General features: G+C 42.9%; 4 protein-coding genes. 1 reads left to right on the top strand and 3 read right to left on the bottom strand.

The features are described from left to right. The 3 genes from SPADD19_RS01705 to ccpA all read right to left on the bottom strand — a co-directional run. Positions 1–923, bottom strand: a 923-nt coding sequence (locus SPADD19_RS01705; RefSeq protein ID WP_241496395.1) for a glycosyltransferase, incomplete at its 3' end; no start/stop codon positions are given. 1 nt (position 924) lies between these two features. Beyond that, a complete protein-coding gene (locus SPADD19_RS01700) occupies positions 925–1923 on the bottom strand; it encodes an LTA glycolipid anchor biosynthesis glycosyltransferase, IagA/BgsA family (RefSeq protein ID WP_061455043.1) in 999 nt (332 codons plus the stop codon). A 141-nt stretch (positions 1924–2064) separates the two neighbouring features. Beyond that, the gene (gene ccpA / locus SPADD19_RS01695; protein ID WP_021153619.1) at positions 2065–3069 is read right to left on the bottom strand and encodes a catabolite control protein A; all 1005 of its coding nucleotides are present in this window, start codon (positions 3067–3069) and stop codon (positions 2065–2067) included. 160 nt (positions 3070–3229) lie between these two features. Here ccpA and SPADD19_RS01690 point away from each other — a divergent pair. After that, the coding region (locus SPADD19_RS01690; RefSeq protein WP_241496394.1) for a M24 family metallopeptidase at positions 3230–4033 on the top strand (804 nt) is incomplete at its 3' end.

The raw sequence follows: 4033 nt of genomic DNA, 5'->3' as shown, positions 1-4033 counted from the left end.
GTACCACTTGCAATACTCTCTAAATAGGTCAATCCTTGCGTCTCACTCGTTGAAGCTGAGATAAAGAAGTCAGCCGCTTTATAGTAGAGAGCTGTCTCATTTGGTGGGATCATCCCTGTAAAGACAACCGCATCTGAAATCCCCAGTTTCGCCGCTTGTTTTTTCAAATCATCCAAATAAGGACCATCTCCAGCCACGATCAACTTAACTTTTTGATTGACCTTGAGGACACCAGGAAGGGCCGCGATAACAGCCTGAATATTCTTTTCATAGGAGACCCGCGACAGGCTCAATAAAAGCGTTTCATCTTCTGCGACTTCATATTTTTCACGAAGGGCTGCTGTCTCTGTCGGAGTGATTTCCGGTCGGTCAAACTTGGCCAAATCAATCCCTGTCGGAATAATGCGTTTTTCTGCCTTGACCTTGTACTTTTGGAGCAAGTCATAGACGATCTCACTAGGACAGATCACTCCATCCAGATCATTCATATAACTTCTCACAATGTATTTGACCATACTTGGGCGAATGACCATACCTCTCGCAATATAGCGGACATAGTCCTCATACTGGGTATGGTAGGTATGAATAACTGGAATCCGCAACTCGCGTCCAATCCACACTCCCAAAAGGCCCAGTGAAAACTCAGTCTGGGTATGGATAATATCCAGCTGGTATTGCTTGGCAATGGCAAGCGCCTTTGAGAAGCCACGATAAGCAACGCGGCGGTCCTTAAAGGCGAAGAAAGGCACACTTGGAATCCGAATGATCTGCCAATCTTCATAGCGGTTGACATCTTTATCCGTTGTCGTAAAGATAAAGACCGTGTGTCCCAATTTTTCTAATTCTGTTTTGAGCGTCCGAATACTGGTCGCTACTCCCGAAACTTGCGGGAAATAGGTATCTGTAAATAACCCTACACGCATCTTACATCTCCAAAACTGTTTGATAGGCTTCGACCAATTGATAAGCCACTAAGTCAATCGAACGACTTTCAGCGACCTTGTAGCCTGCCTCCCGCTTGTCTACTTGTCCGTTCAAGACCTTGTTCAAGGAATCCACAAATTCGTCTACATTGTGGCACAATTCAGATGACGTCTCGTCGATCCAGCCATTGTATACGGGAATATCCCGCAAGACCGTGTGCTGATGACTGGCCAAGGCTTCCAAAACAACGATTCCTTCTGTTTCTTCATAAGATGGGAAGAAGAAAGCATCTGAACCCGTCATAGCCCCTTGGAAGACTGCTCCCTTGAAGTAGCCAGGGAATTCCACATTACTCGGATGATCCTTTTCCACGATACGACGAATCTTACGCGGAATGATCCATTTGTTGATAGAACCTAGCCAAATAAAGCGAACATCCGGCATGCGACGGGCCACTTCTACGAAATCTTCAATCCCTTTGCGTTTAAAATAAAGCCCTGCACAGATGACAACCTTTTGGCCTTCTTGGATCTTAAAATGCTTTCGAAAGACCTCTTCTTTTTTCGGATCCTTCTTGTATTTTTCCAAATCAATTCCATTGGAGACCGCGATAATCGGTGTGGTCACCCCATAAGACTGAATCAGGTGTTTAGAATATTCAGATGGCGTGATCACATAGTCTGCCTTTTGGTACATGTGAGCCAAATACTTTCCAAACAAGGGCGCAAAAAAGTTAGACCCGATAAAGGAATTTTCAAAATCCTCACGGGTTGAATGGCCATGCATGATGACTTTCTTTCCACGACGCTTTGCTGCATGGAGCAAAAGGAAACTCCGTGGGCCATAGGTATTGATATGCACCACATCATAATCTCCTAAAATATCTGTCGTATACGGAATCCCAGCCAAATCAAGCGCATGCATTTGATGCTGCAAGGCTCGACCAATTCCTGATTTTTGTAATACGGATTTTCCTTCTAAATACAGTAAAACTTTCATACCTTCTATTATACCGAAATAAAGAGTGCCCAGCAAGTCTCTACCTGTTTGCAGTATAAAAAAGAGGCTAGAACAGTTCTGTTCTAGCCTCTCAGACTAGTAGACACGTCTTCCCTAGTCGAGACTCTAGTCTACTAATCCTTATTTTTTCGTCGTTCCACGTTGGTTGATCGTATGAGACAACAACACTTCGCGTTCTTCCAACTCTTCTTTGTGCATGATCTTGGTCAACATACGCATACTGATCGCACCCAGGTCATACAAAGGTTGGCCAATCGTTGATAGATTTGGACGCGTGTAACGAGTGACTTGTGAATCATCACTAGTAATGATTTCAAAGTCTTCTGGTACTTTGATACCGTGATCAGACAAACCGTTCAAGAGACCTGCAGCCAATTCATCACCTGTCACAAAAGCAGCTGTTGCTTTTGACGCAATGATGCGTTCTGCCAAGTTGTAACCTTCATCATAACGGTACTTGGATTCAAAGACAAGTCCTTCGCTGTAGCTCAATTTTTTCGCTTTCAAAGCTTCTTTGTAGCCTGTCAAACGAATTTTTCCATTGATATCATCCACCAATGGGCCACTTACAAAAGCAATTTTCTTGTTGTGTTTTGCCAACTGTGTAACAGCATCAACGGTCGCTTGCTTGTAGTCGATATTGACACTTGGTAATTGGTGTTCAACATCCACTGTCCCAGCAAGGACAACTGGCGTACGAGAGCGTGAAAATTCTGAGCGAATCTTTTCAGTCAAGTGATAGCCCATGAAAATGATCCCATCCACTTGTTTTGAAAAGAGGTTGTTTACTACTGAAACTTCTTTGTCATCGTCTTCATCGCTATTTGCAAGAACAATATTGTACTTGTACATTTCGGCAATATCATCGATCCCCTTAGCCAATGTAGAGAAATAGCTGTTCGTGATGTTTGGAATCACAACACCGACTGTTGTGGTTTTCTTGCTGGCAAGACCACGCGCAACAGCATTTGGACGGTAATCCAAGCGTTCGATCACTTCTAATACTTTTTTACGTGTATTTTCTTTAACGTTCTTATTTCCATTCACTACACGACTAACGGTTGCCATTGAAACCCCTGCTTCACGGGCGACATCATAAATCGTTACTGTATCGTCTGTATTCATAAGATTTCCTTTCATTATTGAAAATTTCGTTTTCACTCTCTAATTAATCCTATTTTATCATGGATTGTAAACACTTTCAAGTATTTTGGTAAAATTTTGTAAACTCTTGCTTTTTTGAGGAAAATTTGACAAAATAGATCCATAGAAAGAAGGTAGCATTATGTCTAAATTAGATCAAATCGTCGATTTTCTTGAAACTGAAAAAACAGATGTCGCTGTTGTATCCGATCCTGTCACGATCAATTACCTGACTGGATTTTACAGTGATCCCCACGAACGTCAACTCTTCTTGTTCGTTTACACAGACCACGAACCCCTTCTCTTCGTTCCTGCACTTGAAGTGGAACGGGCAACTGCAGTTGTCGATTTCCAAGTGGTTGGCTATGTGGATTCTGAAAACCCTTGGGAAAAGATTAAAGGGGCTATCGCAAAACCAGATGCCAAAACCGTTGCACTTGAATATGATAACTTGATTCTGACCAAGTACAATGGTTTGCGCACTGTCTTTGAAAAAGCGGAATTTACTAACTTAACACCACGGATTAACCGCATGCGCTTGATCAAATCTGCTGATGAGATCCAAAAGATGTTGGTGGCCGGTCAATACGCAGATAAGGCTGTCAATATGGGGTTTGACGCCATCTCACTGGATAAAACAGAAACTGATATCGTGGCAGAAATCGACTTTGGCATCAAACGCTTGGGCTATGAAATGAGCTTTGAAACGATGGTCTTGACGGGGAATAATGCAGCTAACCCACACGGAATTCCTGGAAGCAATAAAGTCGAAAACAATGCTCTCTTGCTCTTTGACCTTGGCTGTATGGTCAATGGTTATGCATCAGATATGACCCGTACCGTCGCGGTTGGAAAACCGGATGATTTCAAAAAAGAAATCTACCACTTGACGTTAGAAGCTCAACAAGCAGCCATCGATATGATCAAACCTGGTGTAACCGCACAT

This window comes from Streptococcus parasanguinis (genome assembly GCF_001578955.1).
Lineage (GTDB): Bacteria > Bacillota > Bacilli > Lactobacillales > Streptococcaceae > Streptococcus > Streptococcus parasanguinis_U.
The sequence above is the reverse complement of the archived record's forward strand: the minus strand, read 5'-3'. Positions and strand labels throughout refer to the sequence as shown.

What these genes read in the sequence shown, in the direction of transcription:
- SPADD19_RS01700 (WP_061455043.1), bottom strand. Translation starts at nt 1,923, where the DNA reads ATGAAAGTTTTACTGTATTTAGAAGGAAAATCCGTATTACAAAAATCA.
- ccpA (WP_021153619.1), bottom strand. Translation starts at nt 3,069, where the DNA reads ATGAATACAGACGATACAGTAACGATTTATGATGTCGCCCGTGAAGCA.